Source organism: Bartonella sp. AA9NXGY (assembly GCF_042196845.1).
Classification (GTDB): domain Bacteria; phylum Pseudomonadota; class Alphaproteobacteria; order Rhizobiales; family Rhizobiaceae; genus Bartonella.
The window spans coordinates 14,566-35,069 of the sequence record NZ_JBHIRB010000003.1 but is presented as its reverse complement, the minus strand read 5'-3'; the positions used below and the strand labels follow the sequence as shown (position 1 = coordinate 35,069).

General features: G+C 35.1%; 14 protein-coding genes. 4 read left to right on the top strand and 10 right to left on the bottom strand.

Translation table 11 applies throughout. From position 1 onward, the window contains the following. Window positions 1–140: 140 nt before the first annotated feature. From rplM to ACFIM6_RS02380, 3 genes are all read left to right on the top strand, one after another. On the top strand, window positions 141–605 hold the full coding sequence (gene rplM / locus ACFIM6_RS02390) for a 50S ribosomal protein L13 (RefSeq protein ID WP_015856544.1): 465 nt from the start codon (window positions 141–143) through the stop codon (window positions 603–605). A gap of 2 nt (window positions 606–607) precedes the next feature. Then, window positions 608–1,093, top strand: a complete 486-nt coding sequence (gene rpsI, locus ACFIM6_RS02385; RefSeq protein ID WP_015856545.1) for a 30S ribosomal protein S9 — start codon at window positions 608–610, stop codon at window positions 1,091–1,093. 154 nt (window positions 1,094–1,247) lie between these two features. After that, on the top strand, window positions 1,248–1,325 hold the full coding sequence (locus ACFIM6_RS02380) for a hypothetical protein (RefSeq protein ID WP_375606729.1): 78 nt from the start codon (window positions 1,248–1,250) through the stop codon (window positions 1,323–1,325). A 78-nt stretch (window positions 1,326–1,403) separates the two neighbouring features. Here ACFIM6_RS02380 and ACFIM6_RS02375 read toward each other — a convergent pair whose 3' ends face one another. The 6 genes from ACFIM6_RS02375 to ACFIM6_RS02350 all read right to left on the bottom strand — a co-directional run bounded on the left by ACFIM6_RS02375 (window position 1,404) and on the right by ACFIM6_RS02350 (window position 9,471). After that, the gene (locus ACFIM6_RS02375) at window positions 1,404–1,769 is read right to left on the bottom strand and encodes a response regulator (RefSeq protein WP_273724078.1); all 366 of its coding nucleotides are present in this window, start codon (window positions 1,767–1,769) and stop codon (window positions 1,404–1,406) included. Between the two features lie 544 nt (window positions 1,770–2,313). Beyond that, window positions 2,314–2,673, bottom strand: coding sequence for a hypothetical protein (locus tag ACFIM6_RS02370; protein WP_375611583.1), 360 nt, complete (start codon window positions 2,671–2,673; stop codon window positions 2,314–2,316). Window positions 2,674–5,108: 2,435 nt separating this feature from the next. Continuing rightward, the gene (locus ACFIM6_RS02365; protein WP_375611493.1) at window positions 5,109–5,897 is read right to left on the bottom strand and encodes an ABC-2 family transporter protein; all 789 of its coding nucleotides are present in this window, start codon (window positions 5,895–5,897) and stop codon (window positions 5,109–5,111) included. Further along, on the bottom strand, window positions 5,881–6,705 hold the full coding sequence (locus ACFIM6_RS02360) for an ABC-2 family transporter protein (RefSeq protein WP_375611492.1): 825 nt from the start codon (window positions 6,703–6,705) through the stop codon (window positions 5,881–5,883). The genes ACFIM6_RS02365 and ACFIM6_RS02360 overlap by 17 nt, the downstream gene beginning before the upstream one ends. Further along, entirely contained in the window at window positions 6,680–7,699 is a 1,020-nt protein-coding gene (locus ACFIM6_RS02355; protein ID WP_375611491.1) for an ATP-binding cassette domain-containing protein, read from the bottom strand. Before ACFIM6_RS02355 ends, ACFIM6_RS02360 begins: the two co-directional genes overlap by 26 nt. 788 nt (window positions 7,700–8,487) lie before the next feature. Next, window positions 8,488–9,471: an RluA family pseudouridine synthase gene (locus ACFIM6_RS02350; RefSeq protein ID WP_375611490.1), complete on the bottom strand. Its 984-nt coding sequence runs from the start codon at window positions 9,469–9,471 to the stop codon at window positions 8,488–8,490. Between the two features lie 221 nt (window positions 9,472–9,692). On the opposite strand from ACFIM6_RS02350, the gene ACFIM6_RS02345 reads away from it, so the two are divergent. After that, window positions 9,693–11,474, top strand: coding sequence for a glucan ABC transporter ATP-binding protein/ permease (locus ACFIM6_RS02345; RefSeq protein ID WP_375611489.1), 1,782 nt, complete (start codon window positions 9,693–9,695; stop codon window positions 11,472–11,474). A gap of 1,255 nt (window positions 11,475–12,729) precedes the next feature. On the opposite strand, the gene alaS is transcribed toward ACFIM6_RS02345, so the two are convergent. The 4 genes from alaS to ACFIM6_RS02325 form a co-directional block, all read right to left on the bottom strand. Then, entirely contained in the window at window positions 12,730–15,396 is a 2,667-nt protein-coding gene (gene alaS, locus ACFIM6_RS02340; protein WP_375611488.1) for an alanine--tRNA ligase, read from the bottom strand. A 205-nt stretch (window positions 15,397–15,601) separates the two neighbouring features. Continuing rightward, window positions 15,602–16,645: a recombinase RecA gene (gene recA / locus ACFIM6_RS02335; protein WP_273791424.1), complete on the bottom strand. Its 1,044-nt coding sequence runs from the start codon at window positions 16,643–16,645 to the stop codon at window positions 15,602–15,604. A 988-nt stretch (window positions 16,646–17,633) separates the two neighbouring features. Next, window positions 17,634–18,959: a replication-associated recombination protein A gene (locus ACFIM6_RS02330; protein WP_375611487.1), complete on the bottom strand. Its 1,326-nt coding sequence runs from the start codon at window positions 18,957–18,959 to the stop codon at window positions 17,634–17,636. An 8-nt stretch (window positions 18,960–18,967) separates the two neighbouring features. Then, a complete protein-coding gene (locus tag ACFIM6_RS02325) occupies window positions 18,968–20,362 on the bottom strand; it encodes a DegQ family serine endoprotease (protein WP_375611486.1) in 1,395 nt (464 codons plus the stop codon). Window positions 20,363–20,504 lie beyond the last annotated feature (142 nt).

The following is a 20,504-nucleotide window of genomic DNA, read 5'->3' as shown; positions in this document are numbered from 1 at the left end:
TTATTTTCTCTTGACGTCAATCAAAAGACATTATATCAGAGCAAGTAGTATGCGTTAAATATTTCGCTATGGTAACAATTTTCAACGCAAAACAGTAAAAATTCCCTTATATTAAAAGGGTTCTAATAAAGGATACTTCTATGGCAACTTTTTCACAAAAGCCAACTGAAGTGGTGAAAAAATGGGTTATTATTGACGCAGAAAACCTTGTTTTAGGTCGTCTTGCCACATTTGTTGCTAACCGCTTACGTGGCAAACATAAAGCTACATTTACTCCACATGTTGATGATGGTGACAACGTTATTGTCATTAATGCAGATAAAATAGCTCTCACTGGCAAAAAATATACGGATAAAAAATATTATTGGCATACCGGCTATATTGGTGGAATCAAACAACGTACAGCACGTCAACTTCTTGAGGGGCGTTTTCCCGAACGCGTTATTGAAAAAGCGGTAGAGCGTATGATTCCTCGAGGGCCCCTTGGTCGCCGTCAATTGAAGAATCTACGTGTTTACGCTGGAAGCCAACATCCACATGAAGCACAACAGCCTGAATCTCTTGACGTTGGTGCTTTAAACCGCAAAAACAAAAGGATTGCTTGATTATGGCTGAAATTAATTCTCTTTCTGAGCTTAGCATAGTAACAAGTATTACAGAAACACATGAAAATGTTGTTCCTGTTCACGTGCAGAAGCTTGATTCACAAGGACGTGCTTACGCAACAGGAAAGCGTAAAGACGCTGTTGCGCGTGTATGGATTAAACCAGGTTCTGGAAAAATCACGATCAACAATAAGGAATTTGACAAATATTTTGCTCGTCCTGTTCTTAGAATGATTCTTCGTCAACCAATTGTTGCAACAAATAGGGATACCCAGTTTGATATTATTGCAACCGTTGCAGGCGGTGGTCTTTCTGGACAAGCCGGTGCAGTGCGCCATGGCATTTCCAAAGCTTTAACCTATTACGAACCAGAACTTCGCTCAATCTTGAAAAAAGGTGGGTTTCTTACCCGTGATAGCCGTGTTGTTGAACGTAAAAAGTACGGTAAAGCAAAAGCACGTCGTTCTTTCCAATTCTCAAAGCGTTAATTTCAATTTTTGCAATGCATAAAGCCTCGGACAAAAACGGGGCTTTTTCCCCTACTAAAACAAACTTTTAGATGAATGTAGGAACAAATCTATACCGATTAGAAAAAACAAGAATGCAAAACAACTTCTTCTCTTAAGATAAAAGGCAAGAAAAATAGACCGAAAAAATTCAAAACTTCAGTTTCAATTTTTAAAATCTGTTTTACTAACTTGTAATATATCCACGTGCTGAAGCACGAAAATATTTACGCGACAACTTTAGCAATCTTATAAGCTTTTCAATGCTTTTTCTATCACCACTTAACAAGTTTTAGTCCAAGAAATGCTTTACCATTGTGATAAAATGAGGGACAGAAATAGGCTTTGACATATATTCTTCACATCCACTGGCACGAATTCGCTCCTCATCGCCTTTCATAGCAAAAGCTGTTACAGCAACAACGGGGATTGATCGAAGTTCTTCATCTTCTTTTAATTGTTTAATAACATCTATTCCAGAGACCTCTGGCAACTGGATATCCACAAGGATAAGAGATGGCATTGATGAACGCGCCAAATCTAATGCCATAAGACCATTACGCGTTTCAACGGTTTCATAACCACTCGCTTCTACAAGATCGCGAAATAACTTCATATTAAGCTCATTATCTTCCACGATCATGACTTTTTTTGACATTCGTATAACTCCACCCTTCTCAGATAAAATAGAGAAATAGAAATGAATCCACATTCTCTTTGCTTAAGATAAAATGATAAAATGAATTGTAAACCACAAAGAGATTAAAAGATTCCAATAAAAGCATTTTTGCAAATATTTGTAAGACGCATCGCTATACTTATTCAGTTCATCAACATAAAACCCACAAATAGTCGTAAGATTGTGTGACCTTGTATTTTTTGAGTTGATATACAAAGTTTATGGATATCTCAATTAATGCATTCGCGTTTTCATCATAAAAAAATATCAACCACAAACTTAGCTAAAATGCGCATTTTGAAGAGGAAAAAATTTAAGTAAATTTAAAAAGCAACTGATTAGCTGAATTTAATGTACCATATACTGGCATCCACAAAACAATATCTTAATGATATAAAAAGATAAACTTATCAATGTCATTAAGATTAAAAAAAATAAATAAACCGTGATTAAATATCACGATTTATTTAATATAAAACATTCAATAACAGCATAATTCAAATTTGATCAAGGATAATATCTTTTAATTCAAAGCCCATGAACTATGAGCAAAAGCATCGAATGTTCTTCCACCTGTCTCTCTGTTAGGACTGGGCGGCTTTCTAGTAAAGAAATATACAAAATATGCGATTAAAGCAAAAATCGCTGTCTCCATCCCCATTAAACCCGCGACTTTTTGGACATTTTTCTCACCCCCTTGTCCTCCAAACTGGCTAATAACCATATCGACAGCTTTAATAACTCTATTTTCCTGTGTCATTACAGAAATAAAACCAGCATTTTGAAATCTACCATTTAAAGAATCAGCATTGGCTCTTAAAATCTGTGAAAAGAAAATCGCTACTGCAACAAAACATACTATACAATGCTTGAATATTTTCATCATAACCACCTAATTACAATATTTAGTAAAATAAATTTTCTTTACCGCCCCCTCTAAATAGAAAACATTCCGTTATCTATCTATAAAGTATATTTATTTTCTGATAATAAAAATATAATACAAAATTCAATTAATAATTTTATTTTAATTGTTATTTTTATATTATATTACACTTACAATATTCCGTTACATGTTTATTTAACGATTGTCAATTATTTTATTTGTACTTTACATTTAGTAATTTAAATATAAAAATATATTAAAATAAAGTTATTTTATTGTTTTTATTATAAATTTAGCTTTATTATCATAAATATTATTATGATTTTATAATATAAAAAATATCAATGTGTTGTTTTTTTAGTTACACGCAATGTTTTTATTTTTTGTATAATATATTAAAATAAATATTTTTATAAAATATTTTTCCTTAGTATAGATTGAGAAAAAATATTTGCCCCAGCTACAATTAGCGTAAGAACCAGCTTAACTCTTTGATTGAAAAAGCTAAATTAGATAAGATAAGGGATAACTTTGGTGAATGCGCTAAATCTAATGCCATAAGCTATTACACATTTCAACGTTTTCACAGCCATGCGTTTCTACCAGAACATGGAATAATTTTAATAAAGTTCATTGTCTTCCACAATTATAACTTTCTAACATTAATATAATTCCACGACTTTAAGATAAAATAGAGAAATAAAAATGAGTCCACCTTTTTTCTAACCAAGATAAAATGATTAAAATATAAATCATAAAAAATTTAATAATGTCCAATAAAAGCATTTTTGCACAAACCTTTGTAATGCTAATCGTTATACTTCTTCAGTTTATCAAAATGATAATCTAGAATAGCCATAAAATTATATGATCGTATATTTTTTGAGTTAATACGAAAAATTTATGGATATTTAAATCAGCTCATGCCCCTTTTCATCTTAGAAAAGATATCAATCACGAAAATTAACATAGATATATATATTTTGGAAAAAAATTTAAATAACGTTGATATGGATAGATTATTTGCTAGCAAACAATCTTCTCTATTAAATCAGAGTGTTCACTACTGTGATATTGTAATCTCAATCACGACAACACTTCAATAACAGACTAAAATATAGATTCACTATAAGCTTAAAATAAAAATTTTGGAATTGATCATACATACAATGAATGAACCGTAAAATACAAAAGTAATCATAACACTAGAAAATGAAAAAGCTTATCACTCTTGTTCACTATTCCTTCCTCTCTCATTTTTTCTGTGTTATTTTTAAAGTCTTGTAAAAGATATGAATTACATGCAAAAAAAATTAGCCCTTTGTAATCTCTACGCCATCAATCACATTAGTTTTATTAATGATAAGCAATAACATTTGTATAGCTCTAAGCTTAGAGAGCAAAACCAGATTAAAGTATCATTTTTATTTATTGTAAAAGAGGATGTAAAACTCCATTTTTCTCTTATCATTGTTAAGAAAAATTGAAAAGTGAACTTATTAATATTTAAAAAATAGAAAATAATTTTTTACAAAATAATATCTTATTTAATTAATTTTTAAAATAACCTATTTAAAATAATATAAATATATTATGTTTATATTGTATGTGTTTAAATTGTATATTTTTAATTAAATAATATTATTTACAATAACACTAAAATATTACATAATAATTATCTTTATATTAAATAAAATCATAACATAAAATAAGAAATTCACAATAAAATTAAGTATAATTCTCTTAGTTTACAAGAACAATAAAGAAATATATTTAATTATGTTATTGAACTCAGTTGCGTTGCCATCGTTTTTTCCTGCTTTGCTTAGTGGATCCTTTTATTTCCAAGCAATTATTAACTGAATTTTGACTGCTCAGCATGCTGAAAAATCTCTATGTGATTGTTTTCTTGATAATTGCTATCATGTTGTTTAACGCAGCTCTTAGCTTTCTATCGGGCAACTTAAAAGCTTTATTCTGTCAATTTTCTTATTGTTTAAGCAAAAACTCATCCACGTAATAATATATTGAATGCAGCAACAAAATCCGTACGAATAACCACATTCTGCACATATAAAAATTACCCATCTTTGACAATTTTTTAGCACTATAAATGCAACAAAAATAAATTTTGCTCAGATGAGAAAGCACTACTAATATTGTACACCATCTTACCATTGGCTTGTGTCATCAAGCAGCCATCTAAACTCAAACTAATCTAAAACCAAGAAATTTAATTCTCTGATTTTTATTGTAAATTCTTTGCTCATAGCTATAGAAATACAACCGATTTTATGCATGAATATGTCTAATAAAAAATCCTCATGTGTAAATTTTACATGCCTTATACCGCCAGCATAAATAACGATATTTTACAGTACGATAGAATTTTCACTCAATTTTTTATTTTTATAATCATGATGATTTTTATATCATCCCCCTAATCCATTAAATTTACAAATTGTTTTCTTATAACTTATGAAAGTCATGACCATGGAAAGAAAAGCGCTCAACAGAACATATCCAATATTCCATTCGCCTTTACCAAGCAACAATGACACAGGCAAGGAAGCAGAAAAAGCCATGGGAAGCATAAACAAAAGCCATTTTACGATGCTTAAAGGATAAATTCCTATTGGCACAAATGAAAGCTCGTAAATCATTTCATGAAAATATTCGACAGGCATCTTACGGCTAATAATAAATGTTACAAAATTAAACATCATGAAAAAACAAATATTGACAATAAAAACACAAAATATTGCAACAATAAAAGAGATCCATCTTAGCTTAAGATCGGATATATTCGGTAATGATACAAATAAATAGGCACTAACATAAAGAACAAAGAGCTTGATCAGATTAAGAGGTTTACACCAACCAAATAACATCAACAACCAGATTGAAACGGGCTTTATCAAGTATGGTTCAATTTTACCATCCGCTACTTTTTCAAAAAACGTTTCAATAGAATTAGTAAAAATATTCAAAAATATTCCAAGTAAAACAAAGACAACAAAGATAAAATGGATTTCATCTCTGCTATAGTTACCGATCTTTCCTGAAAAAGAAGATATTCTATCAATAAATATGAATTGAATAAAATAATAGCATAGAGAAAGAATAAACTCCCCAGCCAAATTCTTACCATAAACAATCTGTCGGCGGATATTCAAACTGATAAAATGAAGGATTATTTTCATCTCAACCACCCGCTCCATTATATGCTTTCATCCCTTTATTCCAAGCAATATAAATTAAGAATAAAAAACACAAAATATAAGTAAAACTTCCGAAAATAAACTGCTGAAACAACGCTAAATTTTGCGTCGCGAAAAACTCGGCAGGAGCGGATATCATGAAACGATAAGGATTAAATTGCATAAGCGGAATAAGCCACACCGGCCAAAAAGATGGTGGTAAAAGAACACCACCAAGAAGCGTTGAACTGAGAATACTGAAAGAGAGTAATATATTGTACTCAATCACCCAAAAGCTTAATAGGGCAATTCCAAAAGAGAGTAAAAAACAAAGCAATTGTGATAGAATAACAACCAGAAAAAAGAACAGAAAAGCGATGACCAATCCCAGAATATTTTCATAGGATAAAACAAGCTTAACAACAAAAAGAGCCAATAACGGGATGCTATATAATACACTCTCCCCTAAAAAAGTAAAAAGCATTTGTGTCATATAACTAAAGGGCTTTGTAAGATATACTTCTAATTGACCTTCTTTAACATGATGAGAGAAAAACTTAATCACATTATAACCATTATTTAAGCGACCTAGGACTAAAGCAAAAGCATAATAATACATCATATCATAAAAGCTAAAGCCATTGATGGTGTTGCCCGTATCAGAGAAAAGTGCATTCCATAATAGCAGTTGAATAACAAATGGCGAAAGTGTCCCAATGATAATATCGGTAAAAAACATTGCTCTATCACTTAGAACAGTGAGTAATCCATTCTTGGCAAAAAGAAACATACCAAAGCAGTGCTTAGATAAATTCTTTAAATTTAACACGGAGCATCTCTTCAAGCGAGGGAGTGGATACAGAGAACGTACAGTTCAATTCGGTTGTAATTTCACGTACAAAACGCGCAAAATCCTCACGGGGCAGCGAAACCTCCAGCGAGCATTCTTCAGCGTTAAAGTGCTTATCTTTTAAAGGAGTAGATAATTTCAACGCAATCTCATCAATTTTTTCTACAACAGCTGAAGGTGCAGCCATGTGTTCACAAAAAAGTGTCATTCTCACCAAAGAAGGAATGACATTTTTAAGCGCATGAAGATTACCATGAAACTGTTTCTTTCCTTTATGCAAAAGAATAATATCATCGACGTATCCATCAATATCTCCCATATCATGACTTGTAATGATATACCCAGTGCCACGCTCCTTTTTCAGTTTTTTAAGAAGCTCCCTGATTTCATGCTTAGATGTAATATCAAGACCAATACTTGGCTCATCGAGAAACAACAGTTTAGGTCTAAAGGAGAGATTAAATGCCAATTCACTTTTCACTCTCTCACCCAGACTAAGCATCCGCACTGGCTTATCCATAATATGCTCAAGGCCCAGTAACTCAGCGATCTCTTTAAGATCACGGGTAAAAGAGGCGCGTTCAAGACCATATAATGGTTGAACCATATCCAAACTGTAGCGTAAGGGCAAATCCCACCATAAACAATTCTTGTGACCAAAGACCACACCCAAAGACTTGAACAGATTTTTCTTCGCTTTATAAGGATCAACACCAAGGACTTTAACACATCCCTCATCAGCGTATTGTATACCAGAAAGTATTTTAATCAGTGTCGATTTACCCGCTCCGTTAGGGCCAAGAATTGCTAACGATTGCCCTGAAAAGAGGGTGAAACTCATATCTTTTAACACATGATGATTTGTATAAACCGGCTTGAAGAGAGAAAACACCTTGTTTTTAAAACCAATTCCTCTGTCAATGTTGCGATATATTTTTGAGACGTTATTAACGTCAATCAATAATGATCCCATCAGTCACTCCTAATTTCAACTTATCTCCCCTTTGAATGTTCCCATAATAAATATCTGTTTTGTTCACTAGAAAAAACAAAAGTGTTCAAGCCCTCCCTAGAGCAATAAAACGCGCCTGACGTTTTATCTCCAATTTTTTGTCTAGATATTTTTTTAATGTGATGAGTTCACTTCAATGAAGCATTAAGATACTAAAAACTTATTTCTTCTTTTATGAAAGATGATCTTTTGGATAAACTAAGTAAGTAGAAAAATAATTGCTCATTAAAAAGAGAACTTTGCTAAGAAGGCTTCATTGTGTAAGTAAAGCATAAATCTATACTATAAGCATATCAAACCACATTTATAACAGAACAAACTTCCTTGACAACAGGATTTTTTTGAGAGTCTACTTTTCCTAAGCATTACTATAAAATGCCTTCATTATTCCCCATAAAAAACTAAAATCGCTTTCTCTATTTTAGTAAATATCTTTCAGATTTTATCTAACTCATCTCCCTCAACAGACACGCCTTCCCAATATATGACCTCTATAGATAATTCAAAGAAGCAGCTTCATAAACTCAGATTATTAAATGATACACCATATCCAAAAAATAACAATACAATCAATATGGATAAAGAGCTGTAGAAAGAAAGCCATGATATTCGAAAATTTCATCACTCAAAAACATAATTTTCTCATAGCGATTGACTTATCAAAAACTTCCTTCAAATGATGCCCTATTCATCTTATTAAATTTATAGACAAAATTTTATATCAATCAAAAAGAACAAATGAAGTTTCTTTACTCTGTTTCAGCATCACTCTCATTAAAAGACAAAAGATTAAAACTTTGAACCATATGAGGTGGTAAAGGTGCAACAATGTCCAATATTCCTCCTGAAGGATGAGGAATACGAATACGACGTGCATGAAGATGAAGACGATTTTGAATTCCTCCTGGTAATGTCCAATTACTATCAGAAAAAAAATACTTTGTATCGCCAATGATAGGATGATCCATATGGGCAGCATGCACACGAAGCTGATGTGTTCTCCCTGTATAGGGTTCCATTTCAAGCCACGAAAGAGCCCGCCCTCGTGTATCTAAAACGCGATAGTAGGAAACCGCATGATGTGAATCTGGCTCCCCATGTTCACAAACACGCATTTTGTCACCTTGTGCAGTCATTTCCTTAACCATCCACGTTGAAATTTTGTCCTGCTTTTTTTTAGGCACGCCACGAACCAACGCCCAATAAGTCTTTTTTGTTTCTCGCGCTCTAAAAGCAGCTGTTAAGGACTGAGCAGCTCCCCTTGATCGTGCAACAATAAGCACCCCCGACGTCTCACGATCAAGACGATGAACCAAACGCGGCTTTTCACCTTTTTTATTGCGCCATACCTCAAGCATACTATCCATATGACGTGTTAAACCAGAGCCTCCTTGGACAGCCAACCCAGCGGGTTTATTAAAAACAAATACCTTTGGATCTTCATAAAGCAGCATTTTTTTCAAAACGGTCCCATCATCCTGCCCACGAAGTGTTTTATCCGTTATTGAAAAATTTTCCTTGTCATTAATAGGGAGAGGTGGAATACGAACAGCCTGTCCTATACAAAGACGCGTATCGGCTTTAACACGTCCACCATCAACCCGTATCTGACCAGAACGCAACAATTTTTGCAAAGCTCCAAAACCAAGTCCTGGATAATGCACTTTAAACCAACGATCTAAGCGCATTCCATCTTCATCTGCCTCAACTTTTTTTATTTCTACGCCTGCCATGAAAGTTCCCTTGCCTGATAATTTTATTGATCTATTTTTGCGCCTTTATAAGCACAAATATAAACACAAAAATTCATATTTTAGTTGGCTTTATCACACCATATTACAGTTAGTATCCAAAATTGCCTTTTCTTAACGTCCAAATTTTATTAGCTAAAAATTAAGCGTTATAAAAAAAATCAATAGCCTTTACGCTTAACAGCGAATGGAGATAATTAACAGTGTCCTTATTCAAAACCTATGCACGTGTTCTCACTTACCTAAACAGAGAAAAAAATGCATCCCTTTTAATCTGTACCGCTAATGTTATGTTAGCGATTATCACCATTGCAGAACCTATTTTATTTGGACGGGTTATCGATTCTATTACAGAAAAAACAGGTATCATCTCTACTCTTGCCATTTGGGTTTGTTTTGGACTTTCACATATTATCGCTTATGTCCTTGTTGCTCGCGGTGCAGACCGCTTAGCCCATAGACGTCGCTTAACGGTTTTAACAGAATCTTTCGAACGTATCATTGCCATGCCGTTAATTTGGCATCAACAACGCGAAACATCTAACGCACTCCATACACTTTTGCGCGCTATAGATTCCATGTCAACCATATGGCTTGATTTTATGCGACAACATCTCTCAACGCTTGTCGCCTTATTGGTTCTCATCCCCATAGCCTTTAATATGAATTGGCGCCTTTCAATAGTCTTGGTTGTGCTTGCCATCATCTATGTATTAATTGCACGTTTAGTGATGCGAAAAACAAAAGACGGACAAGCCGCTGTAGAATGCTATCATCATAACCTTTTTAAACATGTCAGTGATTCAATCTCTAATGTTTCCATTGTACAAAGTTATAACCGAATAAAAGAAGAAACTTCCATACTGCATCAACATACAAATGCTCTGCTTAAAGCACAAAATCCTGTTCTCAATTGGTGGGCGCTCGCCAGTGGCTTAAATCGAATGGCTTCAACAATTTCAATCGTTTGTGTTCTCCTCCTTGGAGCTTTTTTTGTTGCAAAAGATCAATTACGAGTAGGTGAAGTCGTTGCTTTTGTTGGATTTGCACAACTCATGATTAGCCGCCTAGACCAAATGAGCAATTTTATTAATTGTGCAATATCCTCACAAGCAAAACTGCAAGAATTTTTTGAAATGGAAGACTCAACCTTTCATATCAACGAACCGCAAAATCTTCCTTTCCTCCAAAATGTTAAAGGCACCATACAATTTCATCACGTGACCTATCAATTCCCAAATTCTTCTCAAGGTGTTTTTGATATTTCCTTTGAGGTTAAAGCAGGACAAACTGTTGCAATTGTAGGACCAACAGGGGCTGGAAAAACAACATTGATCAATCTGTTACAGCGCGTATACGACCCTACCCTTGGGCATATCTCCATTGATGGAATAAATATATGCTCGATCAATCGCGAATCTTTACGCAAATCTCTAGCAACAGTATTTCAAGACTCGGGTCTTTTCAACCGTACTATTCATGACAATATTTCAATAGGAAAAGCGAGCGCAACAAATGAAGAACTTTATGAAGCAGCAAAAATAGCAGAAGCTCACGATTTTATTCTAAAAAAAGCTGATTGTTATAACACAATGGTGGGCGAACGAGGATCTCAATTATCCGGTGGAGAAAAACAGCGACTAGCAATTGCACGCGCTGTTTTAAAAAATGCCCCTATTCTCATTCTAGATGAAGCAACAAGCGCTCTTGATGTTGAAACAGAGGCACGTGTCAAAGATGCTCTCGATTGCATAAGCCATAACCGCACTACTTTTATTATAGCACATCGCCTCTCAACAGTACGCAATGCTGATGTGATACTCTTTCTGGATCATGGTCACTTAATGGAAAAAGGAAACTTTCAAGAATTGATCGATAAAGGGGGACGTTTCTCTAATTTTTTAAAGGCAAGTGGTTTAACAATCAAACCACCAGAAAGAGAAGGAGAAAATGTTATTCCCTTACATGAAGCCATAGCTTCATAAAAACGATACTCTTCATAGATCTTATGCAAAAAATGCCTCTTCAATACAATATAGAGTGCTTATATATGATACAAGTAAAAAGATTTCTAAAAATGCCACAATCCATTTTAGGTATTTAAGAAAAATATTAAAACAGTTTAGTATTTTCTCTGCTATTGCAATTTTACTAGATTAGAACAAAAATATTTTCCTATATCTGTGCATATTGACGAGTATACATTCTCATTTAGGGAAAATGTAAAGATGTAAAGGTAAAAACAATTTCCAGTTTTACCGTCTTCCTTTCACTCAGCTTTACGAATTTCAAAACGAACTAAAGTAATATCTTTTAAATAATGAATATTATGTATTGCGTTGCACTTTTGTTTATCACTTTCTTTATAGTCCTCTCATAAAGAACAGAACATCCTTGTTTTGCACATTCATATAACTTTTTTTAAGAAACATTTCTCAATGCTCTTAAGCCCATTTCACAACGACATTCGTGAGTGGTTTTGATTAATTTAACATACACAGAATTTGAAATAATAAAACCCTACGAATATTCGTAGCTCTTATTCAAAAGATAAAACGATAAATTATCATTATAATTCAATATATTAAAGCAATTTTATCATAAATAAATTAGATGTTAATCTAAATATTTAGATTTATGTTATATTCCTTTGATTTATATTGATAATTCATTACTTTATAACTTAAAATAAAGATTTATAAAGATAGGAGAATATTCCTTTCAAGACCTTTTAATAATAAACCAAAAAACTGTTTTCTTGTACATAACAAGCAAAATGAAAATAATAGCTCTAAGATACAACAACTCTTTTATAAGCCTTTTCAAGGAAAGAAATTTTATTCATTTGAATAACTAATCGAATAATGATAGCTTATAACTTTATAAGGATAATCGTATGCAATAAATCTTGTATTTTTCCTTTCATAAAAAGAGATGTTTCTTCAAAAAATCTATAAGAGCAACACAATAACTAGTCTTCCTAGTAAAAGAATACACAGTAAAGCATGAAGTGCTGCATAATCTATCTTATCTTAAAAAGGTGACTCCTGAAACGCTTGGAAGCTATAAAGCCAAATGATAAAGTGGTGATAAAGACAAACACTGTTTTTATCTTTACAATTGTATTTTCCCCAATTACGCTGTATCTGCATTTCAGAAATACACCAGACAGATATTCATGATACATAGATGCCAACCAAATATAACAATGTAAAAAACACCTATGCAGAATGATTTAATTTAATTTTTTTCAAGAAAATCTTTTAGTGCCGCAAATGCCTCATCAGCTTTGTTCCCCTCAGGACCACCAGCCTGTGCCATATCAGAACGGCCACCTCCACCTTTACCACCAAGCATCGCTGAAAGAATACGAACGAGATCTACAGCATTTAACTTATCCGTTAAATCATCCGTAACACCGACAACAGCACTCCCTTTTCCATCCTCCGAGACACTAATAAAAGCAACCACTCCAGATCCAATTTGTTTTTTCTCAGAATCGACGAGCGCCTTAAGATCCCGTGGTAAAATATTTTTAACAACGCGTCCGGTAAAAGAAAACCCATTGATGATGATAATATCATCTTGGCTCCTTTCTGTTATTCCACCACTCAACATCATTTTCTTGCGTACATCATTCAATTCTTTTTCAAGTTTACGACGATCATCAAGCAAAATTCGCACCCGTTCTTCCACACCAGCAGAAGAAGTTTTTAAAAGATCAGCGATTTCATGAATACGTTCATCTTGGCGGCTAAGATAAAGACGTGCTTCTTTGCCTGTTAAAGCTTCAATACGCCGCACTCCAGCTGAAACAGAACTTTCAGAAACAATATGAATTAAACCAATATCACCTGTTCGCTCCACATGTGTCCCTCCACAAAGCTCAATTGACCAACGCTTTTTTAATCTTTCCTGTTCAAGTGGCTCCCCCATAGAAACAACGCGAACTTCATCACCATATTTTTCACCAAACAATGCCATGGCTCCTTCAGAAATGGCCTCATCTACAGCCATGAGGCGCGTTATTACTTTACTATTTTGCAAAATAATCTCATTGGCTAAATCTTCTATTTTTTTCAACTCTTTTGGTGAAACGGATTTTGGATGGGAAAAATCAAAACGCAACCGATCTGGCGATACAAGAGAACCCTTTTGTGTAACATGGTCCCCCAATGTTTGGCGTAAAGCTTCGTGTAACAAATGAGTAGCAGAGTGATTCGCACGAATTTTCTTACGACGAACAATATCAACCGTTAATTCTACACAATCAGACCTCGATGCCTGACCAGATTTCACCTCCCCAATATGGATAAAAACACCATCACCCTTTCTTTGGGTATCATGCACCTTAAAAATAAAATTTTCACCAGAAATGATACCGCTATCACCAATTTGCCCACCAGATTCACCATAAAAAGGTGTCTGATTAACAACAAGCATAGCTTTCTGATCTGAAGAAATATGATCAACAATTTTACCATCACATACAAGAGCTGTAAGAATACCTTTCGCTGTCTCAGTTTCATAACCTAAAAACTCTGTGGCCCCCACTTGATCACGAACAGAAAACCAGACCTTCTCTGTTCCAGCTTCTCCAGAACCAGACCAATTGGCACGTGCCTCCTCTTTTTGGCGTTCCATCGCTTTATCAAAAGCACCAACGTCAACAGATATTCCGCGACGACGAAGAACATCTTGCGTCAAATCAAGCGGAAAACCATAGGTATCATAGAGCTTGAAAGCAACTTCACCATTCAAATAGTCCCCTTCTTTAAGATCGGTACTTGCTTCGTTCAACAAACCAAGTCCTCGTTCAAGCGTTTTACGAAAACGTATTTCTTCTAACCTTAAAGTTTCTGAAATCAAAGATTCAGCACGTGTCAACTCAGGATAAGCTTGTCCCATTTCGCGAATTAAAGCAGGTAAAAGTCGCCACATTAAGGGCTCTTTAGCACCAAGAAGATGCGCATGACGCATAGCACGACGCATAATACGACGTAAAACATATCCTCTTCCTTCATTAGAAGGAAGCACACCATCAGCAATCAAAAATGCAGATGAGCGAAGATGATCAGCAATGACACGATGGCTGGCAATAAAATCACCCTTTGCCTCAATCCCTGTAATTTCTTCTGATGCAGCAATTAATGCACGAAAAAGATCAATATTATAATTATCATGAACGCCCTGTAAAACAGCAGCAATACGCTCTAATCCCATGCCTGTATCAATAGAAGGGTGAGGTAAGTTAACACGTTCTTCCTTGGAAACTTGCTCATACTGCATAAAAACAAGATTCCAAATCTCAATAAAGCGATCCCCATCTTCATTAGCACTTCCAGGAGGACCGCCCCATATTTCATCACCATGATCATAAAAAATCTCCGAACAAGGCCCACAAGGGCCTGTTTCTCCCATCGACCAAAAATTATCAACCGTCGCAATACGGACAATTTTTTCATCTGGAAGACCAGAAATTTTACGCCACAGTTCAGCAGCAACATCATCACTCTGATAAACTGTCACCAACAATTTATCTTTTGGCAGGCAAAATTCCTTTGTTAAAAGATTCCATGATAAAAAAATGGCTTCTTCTTTGAAATAATCACCAAAAGAAAAATTACCCAACATTTCAAAAAATGTATGATGGCGCGCCGTATAACCAACATTATCAAGATCATTATGCTTTCCACCCGCACGAACACATTTTTGTGCCGTTGTTGCCTGCGTATAAGAAGGTTGTTCAAGTCCAGTAAAAACATTTTTAAACTGCACCATCCCTGCATTTGTAAACATAAGTGTAGGATCATTCCGCGGAACAAGCGGACTAGAAGAAAGAACTTTATGCCCATTACGATGAAAATAATCCAAAAATGTTGACCGAATATTATTAACACTATTCATGTTGACACCTGCTCAATACAGCACAAAACCATAAAAGAAAAATCCCCCCTCATTAAATCCTCTTCGCCACGCATGGAGTCAATTTAATCAAAAATGGAATATTTGTTTTAAAAAATTGAGAAAAAAATGACTGCGTATTTAAAAACTCAAACAAAAAAACAGGAAAATCTTAAAGAAAAAAATTATAGACGAAAAAAACGCCCCATCAAATGGCTTCATCACTTTCTATATTTTCTGACCCTGCATTTTCTAACAATTCAATCGCAATCAAACCAGCATTTTGGCGCAAAGCTGCTTCAATCTCTGTAGCTATTTCCACATGTTCACGTAAAAACTGCTTTGCATTCTCACGCCCCTGCCCTAAACGCTGAGAATTATAAGAAAACCATGCACCAGATTTTTCCACAACACCAACCTTGACACCCAAATCAATCAACTCACCTACTTTGGAAATACCTTCACCATAAATAATATCAAACTCAACCTGTTTGAATGGAGGTGCCAATTTATTTTTCACCACTTTAACGCGCGTCTGATTACCAACAATTGAATCCCTATCTTTAATGGATCCAATGCGACGAATATCTAAACGAACAGAAGCATAAAACTTTAAAGCGTTTCCACCCGTTGTCGTTTCAGGAGAACCAAACATCACACCAATTTTCATGCGAATTTGATTAATAAAAACAACCATACAGTTAGAGCGAAAAATTGCTGCGGTTAATTTTCGTAACGCTTTACTCATTAACCGAGCTTGCAATCCGGGCAAAGCATCACCCATTTCACCGTCAATTTCTGCTCGCGGTGTTAAAGCTGCGACAGAATCCACAACAAGCACATCAACGGCACCAGAACGAACCAACGTTTCTGTAATTTCCAATGCCTGTTCACCGGTATCTGGCTGAGAAATGAACAAGTTTTCTAAATCAACACCAAGCTTACGCGCATAAATAGGATCAAGCGCATGCTCTGCATCAATAAAAGCACAAATGCCACCACCTTTCTGTGCCTCAGCAATAGCATGGAGAGCCAATGTTGTTTTCCCAGAACTTTCTGGTCCATAAATCTCAACAATACGCCCCTTCGGTAATCCACCAATCCCTAAAGCAATATCCAAGGATAACGACCCTGTTGGAATTGTTTCAATTTCAACAACCTGCTCTTTTTGCCCAAGACGCATAATCGAGCCTTTACCAAAAGAACGTTCAATTTGTGAGAGAGCAGCATCGAGAGCTTTTGTTTTATCCACGATTATATCCTTGACCGAATTCATAATAACCTAAAACTTTAGTGTATACTGTACTTTTAATTTAACTAAAGGCTTGAGTTTAGAGTTTCACAGACTATTTCCATTCCTATCTCCACATTATGTCCATAAACATTCATGACCATCACAATAAAGAATTGGCATTGCTTATCTTATGACACATAATAAACTCCAATAAAGTAATATCTCTATGGGAGCATAGTTAACATATTTATATCTCTCTAGAAAAGGAACAATTTAATTTTAAACACAATGTTCTACAACCCTTCTGCTTATCCCTTTGATTAAATACTTGAGAGACTAAGAATTCTCCCGCTATTGATCACACAAAAAACGCATCATCAATCAACCTCATACCCTATTGCATCGAAGAACAAAACGCTATTGTGTTGCATATTCATGCACTTGATTTAAGAAACATCTCTCAAAACTTCCAAGCTCATTTTGTGACAACACCTATGAATGTGGTATACTGCAAAACCCTTTAGGCACCACCATCTTTACTCTATAGAAGGAGCAAGCCGGCACCATCACACTATTTATCATCCTCCAATATTGCAACAGCTCTCGGCACTTGAGACAATTCATAGGAGGGATTTTTAGTCCTTTCTTGTACAGTTTTTATCACACGCTAATCCTGCTTGTAACATGCAAGCGAATAACTTGATTTCTTCAACAAATAACAGACTTGGGATGAGAGAAATTTACGGTATTTGAAACTTTCATTCAACTTACGAAACAGTCAATCATCATTATAAGTCAATATATTATTTAATAAAAACCAAAAAAAATAGAGCAGCTTAAAAGTTGAATGACATATTTAAATTTGAAAAAACATGCACTTTTGAAAATATCAAAAAAAATCTCTACAAGCAATGCAATAAATGTTTAAAATATAAGCTAAATTTCTCATACAATAACATAAGAGATAAAATAATAAATCCAAGATCAATAAAAAACGTATTTCAACTCAAATTTTATTTTGATCTTTACGTTTTTTGCGCAACTGGTGCCACCACTCAAGACGTTTCACAATTTCACGCTCAAAACCACGCTCAACTGGTTTATAATAACTCTGACGCCCAAGTTTTTCGGGAAAATATTCTTGTCCTGAAAAAGCATCTGGTTCATCATGGTCATAACAATAACCACTTCCATACCCTTCTTCCTTCATAAATTTCGTAGGAGCATTAAGAATATGCTTAGGAGGTGGTAAAGAGCCATTTTTGCGCGCACAACGCAGTGCTGCTTTATACGCAAGATATGCTGCATTTGACTTTGGCGCAGTTGCAACATAAAGACATGCTTGCGCCAAAGCCAATTCTCCTTCTGGTGATCCTAAATAATCATAGGCATCTTTTGCTGCATTACAAATGACAAGAGCTTGAGGATCCGCCAAACCAACATCTTCAACGGCCATACGAACCAATCTTCGCCCAATATAGAGAGGATCTTCACCAGCATCCAACATACGTGCCAAATAATAAAGCGCAGCATCAGGATCAGATCCACGAACGGATTTATGCAACGCTGAAATGAGATTATAATGCCCATCTCGTCCTTTATCATAAATAGGCGCACGACGCTGAATAACTTTTTGCAAAGAAACAACATCAAGAATCTCTCCCAATGGTGCAATAGACCAAACTTCCTCTGCCAATGTTAACGCAACCCGCGCATCACCATCAGACATCTCTATCAAAACGTCTCTGGCATCATTATCCAAGGGAAGAGTTTTTCCCTCCACTTCTTCAGCACGCCTCAAAAGCATGTCCAAACTTTCATGATCATGAGAAAGAAATGTTAAAACACGTGCACGCGAAAGAAGGGCAGCATTCAGCTCAAAAGAAGGATTTTCGGTTGTTGCACCTATAAGTACCACAGTACCCTCTTCCATTACAGAAAGAAAACTATCCTGCTGTGCACGATTAAACCGATGAATTTCATCAACAAAGAGAAGTGTTTTATCCCCAGATATAAAACGCCTCTGCGCAACTTCAAAAATCTTTTTAAGTTCAGAAACTCCTGTAAAAATAGCAGAAACCTGTTCAAACGCGAAATTTGTTTCAAGGGCTAACAAACGTGCAACAGTCGTTTTTCCCGTCCCTGGAGGTCCCCAAAAAATCATCGATCCAATTGAGCCTGTTGCCGCCATACGTGAAAGCAAACCATCCTCTCCAATCAAATGCTTTTGTCCCACAACATCATTGAGAGAACAAGGACGCATTCTTTCTGCAAGTGGCTGATTTTTATTAACTTGAAAATCAAACGACGAAGTAAAAAAATCTTTCTTCAAAAAAAACCTCAACGAATAAATTGGCGAATATACATACCATCACGTTCATATTCCAATTGCCACATATTTGAGCGACCTTGCATAAGAACCTTTTTCAACTGATGAACTGTTTGAATTTTATGGCCATTTACAACACGTAGAATATCTCCTGACTGAAAAATTCCAGCTGCATTGCTCATTTCCTCAAGATTGGTAATCACAACCCCTTTTGCAGATATAGGAAGATGAAAACGTCGACTATTTTGCGGTGTTAAATCTAACACCTCAGCACCAGCAAGAGGACTGTCACCCGTAATTTTTTCAGATTTTAAAAATGCAGTTTCTGATATTGATGAAACTGTTATTTGTGTTTTTAAAGTTTTTCCACTTCGTAAATATTCCAAGGCAAGACTATGCTCAACGTCAGCTGTCATCAAACGATAACCAAGACTATCTGGACTGTCAACGCGTACCCCCTGCACACTCAAAATAACATCACCTACTTTCAATCCAGCTTTTTCAGCAGGACTATCTTTGATAACTTCAACAATAAGAGCACCATAGGGACGTTCTAAACCTAAACCACCAGCAATATCAGCTGTAACATTTTGAAAAGAAGCCCCAATATAAGGCGGCACAAAATATTTTCCACCGCGTTTAACAGTATCAAGCATCACTTTTACAAGATTAACTGGAATAGCAAAACCAATCCCTACAGAACCACCGGAACGCGAATAGATAGCCGTATTAATTCCGATTAACTGACCTTTCATATCAATTAAAGCGCCACCAGAATTCCCTGGATTAATGGCTGCGTCTGTTTGAATAAAAAAGTCAAAATCAGAAATCCCAACACGTGTACGCGCTTGCGCTGAAACAATACCACTTGTAACTGTTTGACCAACACCAAAGGGATTACCAATAGCAAGAACAAGATCACCAACTTCAACAGTATCAGAATTTCCCAAAGAAAGAGCCGGAAATTGAGCATCTTTTTCCTTAACTTCAAGAATTGCAATATCAGTTGCTTCATCTTTGAGCACGACCTTACTCTCAAACTCCCGTCCATCAGAAAAAGCCACTTTAATTTCGCTTGCATCTTTAATGACGTGGTAATTTGTAACGATCAAACCACGTGCATCAACAATCACCCCTGATCCTAATGACGATTGCTTACGAACAGGAAATTTATTTTGAAAACGACCAAAAAATTGCTCAAAAAATGGATCGCCTTCAAAAGGTGATCGAGCTCTAATTTGTCGAGCTGCATAAATATTTACAACAGATGGAACTGTCTTTTTAACTAAAGGAGCAAATGAAAGGGTGATTTCTGTTTGTGTTTGAGGAACATGAGCATATACATGATCAAATGATATCTGCATCATAATTGCAAAAAAAATCCGCACCCAAAAAGAATACCTCATAATCCACTCCTTATAAAATCAGCACATTCTGTTGAAGATTAATAGAATAAAAAAACGTATCCCCGCAAATTAAGGACCTCTATTAATATTTCATAATAGAGAATAAAAACAACCTATTTGAACAATAAATATTATAAAAATA

Excerpts from the sequence above, each read along its gene's own strand:
- ACFIM6_RS02355 (WP_375611491.1), bottom strand. The coding sequence starts at position 7,699 with ATGGGATCATTATTGATTGACGTTAATAACGTCTCAAAAATATATCGC.
- alaS (WP_375611488.1), bottom strand. The coding sequence starts at position 15,396 with ATGAATAGTGTTAATAATATTCGGTCAACATTTTTGGATTATTTTCAT.
- ACFIM6_RS02375 (WP_273724078.1), bottom strand. The coding sequence starts at position 1,769 with ATGTCAAAAAAAGTCATGATCGTGGAAGATAATGAGCTTAATATGAAG.
- rpsI (WP_015856545.1), top strand. The coding sequence starts at position 608 with ATGGCTGAAATTAATTCTCTTTCTGAGCTTAGCATAGTAACAAGTATT.
- ACFIM6_RS02350 (WP_375611490.1), bottom strand. The coding sequence starts at position 9,471 with ATGGCAGGCGTAGAAATAAAAAAAGTTGAGGCAGATGAAGATGGAATG.
- ACFIM6_RS02365 (WP_375611493.1), bottom strand. The coding sequence starts at position 5,897 with ATGGAGCGGGTGGTTGAGATGAAAATAATCCTTCATTTTATCAGTTTG.
- ACFIM6_RS02325 (WP_375611486.1), bottom strand. The coding sequence starts at position 20,362 with ATGAGGTATTCTTTTTGGGTGCGGATTTTTTTTGCAATTATGATGCAG.
- ACFIM6_RS02370 (WP_375611583.1), bottom strand. The coding sequence starts at position 2,673 with ATGAAAATATTCAAGCATTGTATAGTATGTTTTGTTGCAGTAGCGATT.
- rplM (WP_015856544.1), top strand. The coding sequence starts at position 141 with ATGGCAACTTTTTCACAAAAGCCAACTGAAGTGGTGAAAAAATGGGTT.